2 protein-coding genes and 1 pseudogene are annotated in these 4,286 nt (G+C 68.3%); all 3 read left to right on the top strand.

The genetic code is table 11. From position 1 onward, the window contains the following. Positions 1-758 precede the first annotated feature (758 nt). On the top strand, positions 759-1,055 hold the full coding sequence (locus tag ON27_RS29680) for an SHOCT domain-containing protein (protein WP_043735016.1): 297 nt from the start codon (positions 759-761) through the stop codon (positions 1,053-1,055). After that, positions 970-1,869: pseudogene (locus ON27_RS44980) on the top strand (EamA family transporter); the annotation flags it as partial. The gene ON27_RS29680 and the pseudogene ON27_RS44980, both read left to right, overlap by 86 nt. A 156-nt stretch (positions 1,870-2,025) precedes the next feature. Then, positions 2,026-4,286: heavy metal translocating P-type ATPase (locus ON27_RS29675; RefSeq protein WP_043735014.1), on the top strand; the 2,261-nt coding region annotated here is incomplete at its 3' end.

Below are 4,286 nucleotides of genomic sequence, written 5' to 3'. Positions count from 1 at the left end.
CATCGCAGGCGGGCGTGGTCGCGTGATCGGGAACCGGTCACAGGGACCGGTCACCCGGCCCCAACCGGCCGGGGAATCGCCATCGGGGCCGGGTACCGATGGCGCCATCGAAGTCGCCGGACCAGCGGTTCACGCGCCCCGGTTGCGTCGCCGCCGAGATGCTCGCCAGATGGTGTCGGTGCTGTGGCCGGTGCGGTCTTCGGGGCGCCGATCCTGCGATGCCGCAGGCGTTAGTGTCGGAGCGGGTTTTCTTGGTCGGAGCGGGCGGCGGGCTCGGCACTGCCGGTCTGAGCTGATGTCGTCATATCGTGTGACCGGGGCCGATTTGGATGATTATTGAGAAAAGGTTGATCGTTGGATTGAATGTCGGACCGAAATGGAACAAGTACTCCAGCACTTGCATTGTTCACTCCTTTGCTCGGTGAATCGCCGGGTTCATGAGCGTGCAGGTTGTGTCCTGAGTATGACTCCAATATGCCCAGTGCACCCAGGTGCACGACAGTCAACATGATGCGTCGCGACCGGCGGCATCCGCGCACCTGACTCATACCATCGGCGTGTCACCCCGGCTTCGGCCCGTTCCGGGATACCCACTGGGGGTAGAGACCTTCGGAGGCGCCGTAAGGGCACCTAGCCCCTATCGGCCGCGCGCAGCGATGCGGATCGTAGGGGTACGGATGCTCGCCACGGCCGACACGACTGCGAAATCGCCGAGTCGAGACGACCGTGGTGAGTTCGCATCGATCGAGGAGTGCACGATGATGTTCTGGTATGGCGACGACGGGATGAGCGGGTGGGGTTACGGGCTCATGACGGTCGGGATGGTGTTGTTCTGGGCGCTGGTGATCGCCGGGGTGATACTCACCGTCCGGTATCTGGCCCAGCCGTCCGCGCCGGCCGGCGGCGCGCCGATCGTGCGCCCCAGCGCCGAGCAGGTGCTGGCCGAACGATTCGCCCGCGGCGAGATCGATGCGGACGAATACCACCGGCGACTGGCTACCTTGCGCGGCGACATCGGCTCTGACCCAGGTGAGCATAGCGGCGGCAATGGGTGACGCCACCGTGGGCTTGCCGATCTCGGCCGGTCGCCCCGGGGCGCGACCGTCGCGGATGCTTGTCGTGGTGGTGGCGTGGGGCTCGTGTTTCGTGTTGATCGTGTGGGGCATCCGCGATGCGCCGGTGCTGTGGTTCGCGGCGCTACGGGCTCTGGTGGCGGGGGTGGCCCTACTCGTCGCCGCGGTGGTGGCCGGCCGGGTGGCGCTGCTGGTTCCGCGTGGGCTTACCGCGTGGTCGCTGATCGGGGTGCTGGCGTTGCTGAATGTGACGGTGGCGTTCGGTGCGATGTTCGCCAGCATTACCGGCGTCACGACGGGGGTGGCGGCGGTGCTGAGCAACTCGACACCACTACTGGTGGTGCTGCCCGCATGGTGGCTGTTCGATGATCGGCCCCGTCTCATCGAAATTGCCGGTGTCGCAGTCGGTTTCGGTGGATTGCTGATCGTGGCGGCGCCGTCCGGCGCTGGTCGTGGCGGGGGTCTGGCGCTGTTGGCGGCGGCCGGGATCGCGGCGGGTGCCCTGCTGGCGCGCCGGTTGTCCGGCATCGATCTGCTGGTGTTGGGCGCTTGGCAGTTCCTGCTCGGCGGCGCCGCGCTCGCTGGTCTCGCCGCAGTAGTCGAGGGCCCGCCCACCACGATCGTGTGGAGCAGCCGCTTCGCGCTTGCCCTGGTGGTGCTCGCGTTGGCGGCAACCGCCCTGCCGTATCTGCTGTGGTTCGGTGAGCTGCGCCGGGCCTCGCTCACCTCGGTCACAGCGTGGACGCTGCTGGTGCCCGTCGTCGGTGTGGCCCTCGGGGTGGTAGCGCTCGACGAGCCCCTCACCCTCGCCGGGATGATCGGCGACGCCATCGTGGTGGCCGGTCTGGCGGTCGTAGCCGCGCCACCCGCGCATCCCGCACCGGCACACCGTCCGCGAGTCCTACAGTCGATCATCGGCCCCTGGCGGAATGATCCCAAGAGGAATGATCCCATGACCAGTCATAGTGATACCCACCAACACCCGCCGAAGGAGAGCGCCACCGCGGTGCTCGATGTGCGTGGCATGCTGTTCGCCTCGCAGCAGAACGTTGTCGCCGCCCGGCTCGCCCGCCGCCCCGGCGTGCATCGAGTCGAGGTCAACCCGGTGGCGCAGACCGCCACCGTGGTCTACGACCAGACACAGACCACGATTGCCGCGCTGCGGGACTGGGTGATCGAATGCGGCTACCACTGCGCCGGACGCTCGATGCCCGCCCACCTCTGCGACCCCCTGAGCGAACCGGACCCACCCGTGGGCCCCGGGCACCACGATGACGCCGGACAGGCTGGTCAGCTGGGGACTGCGGAGCCCATCGACGATGTCGCCCACACCATGGCGGCCCCTGCTCACACCGAACACCCGGCAGGCGCCGGCGACCTGCGTTCACCACACGAGGCGATGGGTCACGGCGGGCATGCCGGGATGTCGATGGCAGCTATGGTTGCCGACATGCGCAACCGGTTCCTGGTCGCGCTGGTGTTCTCGATCCCGATCGTGATCTGGTCACCCATCGGCAGGGACGTACTCGGGCTGGATGTGCCGGTCCCGTTCGGGCTGCGCGAAGACCTCTGGGCGTTGTTGCTGAGCCTGCCGGTCATCTTCTACTCGTCGTGGATCTTCTTCGACGGCGCCGCCCGCGCCCTGCGAGCCCGCACGCTGGACATGATGGTGCTGGTCGCGGTCGCGATCGGCTCGGGCTGGCTGTACTCGCTGGTGATCACGCTCACCGGCGGCGGCGAAGTGTTCTACGAGGCCGCCACCGTGCTGGCCGCGTTCGTACTGCTCGGGCACTGGTTCGAGATGCGCGCCCGCGGCGGCGCCAACGACGCAATCCGCACCCTCCTCGACCTCGCGCCGCCGAAAGCGCTGGTGTTGCGCGACGGCGAACCTGTCGAGATCCCCACGGCCGACGTGGCGGTCGGTGATCTGCTGCTGGTGCGCCCAGGGGCGAAGATCGCCGTCGACGGGGTGGTGGAGGACGGTGAGAGCGAGGTCGACGAATCGATGGTCACCGGCGAAAGCCTGCCGGTGCACAAAGCTCCCGGCTCGGTGGTCATCGGCGCCGCCATCAACACCAACGGCACCCTGCGCGTGCGCGCGACCAAGGTCGGCGCGGACACCGCGCTGGCGCAGATCGTGCAACTCGTGCAGGAAGCCCAGAATTCGAAGGCTCCCGGCCAGCGTCTGGCCGACCAGGCGGCGTTCTGGCTGGTGTTCGTCGCGCTGATCGGTGGTGCGGGCACGCTGGCGGCCTGGCTCCTGCTCTCCGATCGCCCCTTCTCGGCGGCGATCCTGTTCGCGATCACCGTTGTGGTCATCACCTGTCCGGACGCCCTCGGGCTGGCCACACCCACCGCGATCATGGTCGGCACCGGGCTCGGCGCCGAACGCGGTGTGCTGTTCAAAAACGCGATGGCGCTGGAGACTTCGGCCCGCATCCAGACGGTGGTGATGGACAAGACCGGAACGCTCACCAAGGGCGAACCCGAGGTCACCGACGTCATCACCGACGGCATCGGTGAAGCCGAAGTGCTGCGCCTGGTCGCAGCGGTGGAACGCGAATCCGAACACCCCCTCGCCCAGGCTGTCGTCCGCTACGCGGACAAAGCAGGGGTCGGCCAGGTTCGGGCCGAAGCGTTCGAGAACGTCCCCGGCCACGGTGCGATCGCCGAGGTCGAGGGCCGCCGTGTCGTCGTCGGTAACCGGCGGCTGGCCGAACGAGAAGGCATCGACCTCGGCGCGCTGGCCGCCCGCCGCGACGAACTGGCCGCCACCGGACGCACCGCGGTGATCGCCACGGTGGACGGCAAACCGGCGGCGGTCATCGGCATCGCCGACGCGCCCCGCGAAACCTCACCAGCGGCCGTCGCCGCGCTGCACGATCTCGGGATCGAGGTGGTCATGCTGACCGGTGACAACGAAGCCACGGCGAAGCGCATCGCCGAGCGGCTCGGCATCGATACCGTCATCGCCGAAGTACTGCCGGGCGACAAAGCCGCCAAGATCGCCGAATTACAACGCAGCGGCCGCCAGGTCGCCATGGTCGGCGACGGCGTCAACGACGCTCCCGCCCTCGCCCAAGCCGACCTGGGCATCGCCATCGGCGCAGGTACCGACGTGGCCATCGAAACCGCCGATGTCGTGCTGATGCGCTCCGACCCGCTGGACGTACCGACCGCCCTGCGCATCGGCCGCGGCACCCTGCGCAAGAT

Source organism: Nocardia asiatica NBRC 100129 (assembly GCF_000308415.1).
Lineage (GTDB): Bacteria > Actinomycetota > Actinomycetes > Mycobacteriales > Mycobacteriaceae > Nocardia > Nocardia asiatica.
The sequence above is the reverse complement of the archived record's forward strand: the minus strand, read 5'-3'. Positions and strand labels throughout refer to the sequence as shown.

Excerpts from the sequence above, each read along its gene's own strand:
- ON27_RS29680 (WP_043735016.1), top strand. The coding sequence starts at position 759 with ATGATGTTCTGGTATGGCGACGACGGGATGAGCGGGTGGGGTTACGGG.